Source organism: Serratia sp. Nf2 (genome assembly GCF_003028435.1).
Taxonomy (GTDB): Bacteria; Pseudomonadota; Gammaproteobacteria; order Enterobacterales; family Enterobacteriaceae; genus Serratia; species Serratia marcescens_L.
This window is the reverse complement of sequence record NZ_PYTW01000032.1, coordinates 1-1,543: the sequence shown is the minus strand read 5'-3', so window position 1 is coordinate 1,543 and position 1,543 is coordinate 1. Positions and strand designations below refer to the sequence as shown.

The window sequence follows — 1,543 nt, the reverse complement described above, 5'->3', positions numbered from 1 at the left end:
CAGGTAACATTAAATCGTACCCCAAACCGACACAGGTGGTCAGGTAGAGAATACCAAGGCGCTTGAGAGAACTCGGGTGAAGGAACTAGGCAAAATGGTGCCGTAACTTCGGGAGAAGGCACGCTGGCATGTAGGTGAAGTCCCTTGCGGATGGAGCTGAAGCCAGTCGAAGATACCAGCTGGCTGCAACTGTTTAATAAAAACACAGCACTGTGCAAACACGAAAGTGGACGTATACGGTGTGACGCCTGCCCGGTGCTGGAAGGTTAATTGATGGGGTCAGCCGCAAGGCGAAGCTCTTGATCGAAGCCCCAGTAAACGGCGGCCGTAACTATAACGGTCCTAAGGTAGCGAAATTCCTTGTCGGGTAAGTTCCGACCTGCACGAATGGCGTAATGATGGCCAGGCTGTCTCCACCCGAGACTCAGTGAAATTGAACTCGCTGTGAAGATGCAGTGTACCCGCGGCAAGACGGAAAGACCCCGTGAACCTTTACTATAGCTTGACACTGAACATTGAGCCTTGATGTGTAGGATAGGTGGGAGGCTTTGAAGCGTGGACGCCAGTCTGCGTGGAGCCAACCTTGAAATACCACCCTTTAATGTTTGATGTTCTAACTCGGCCCCGTGATCCGGGGTGAGGACAGTGTCTGGTGGGTAGTTTGACTGGGGCGGTCTCCTCCCAAAGAGTAACGGAGGAGCACGAAGGTTAGCTAATCACGGTCGGACATCGTGAGGTTAGTGCAAAGGCATAAGCTAGCTTGACTGCGAGAGTGACGGCTCGAGCAGGTACGAAAGTAGGTCTTAGTGATCCGGTGGTTCTGAATGGAAGGGCCATCGCTCAACGGATAAAAGGTACTCCGGGGATAACAGGCTGATACCGCCCAAGAGTTCATATCGACGGCGGTGTTTGGCACCTCGATGTCGGCTCATCACATCCTGGGGCTGAAGTAGGTCCCAAGGGTATGGCTGTTCGCCATTTAAAGTGGTACGCGAGCTGGGTTTAGAACGTCGTGAGACAGTTCGGTCCCTATCTGCCGTGGGCGTTGGAAGATTGAGAGGGGTTGCTCCTAGTACGAGAGGACCGGAGTGAACGCACCACTGGTGTTCGGGTTGTCATGCCAATGGCATTGCCCGGTAGCTAAGTGCGGAAAAGATAAGCGCTGAAAGCATCTAAGCGCGAAACTTGCCTCAAGATGAGTCTTCCCTGGGCCTTTAAGGCCCCTGAAGGAACGTTTAAGACTAAGACGTTGATAGGCTGGGTGTGTAAGTGCAGCGATGCATTGAGCTAACCAGTACTAATGATCCGTGAGGCTTAACCTTACAACACCGAAGGTGTTTTTAGAGAGATTTTCAGCGAAGTTCCGAGATTGGTTCTGATGGCGACACGAGAGTGAAGCGGTTGGAATGAAACAGAATTTGCCTGGCGGCAATAGCGCGGTGGTCCCACCTGACCCCATGCCGAACTCAGAAGTGAAACGCCGTAGCGCCGATGGTAGTGTGGGGTCTCCCCATGCGAGAGTAGGACACTGCCAGGCATCAAA

Annotated in this window: 2 rRNA genes; both read left to right on the top strand. The window is 52.9% G+C overall.

Annotated elements, in window-relative coordinates:
* Positions 1-1,322 (top strand): 23S ribosomal RNA (locus C9411_RS25215); the annotation flags it as partial.
* 99 nt (positions 1,323-1,421) lie between these two features.
* A 5S ribosomal RNA gene (rrf, locus tag C9411_RS25210) occupies positions 1,422-1,537 on the top strand.
* Positions 1,538-1,543: the final 6 nt, after the last annotated feature.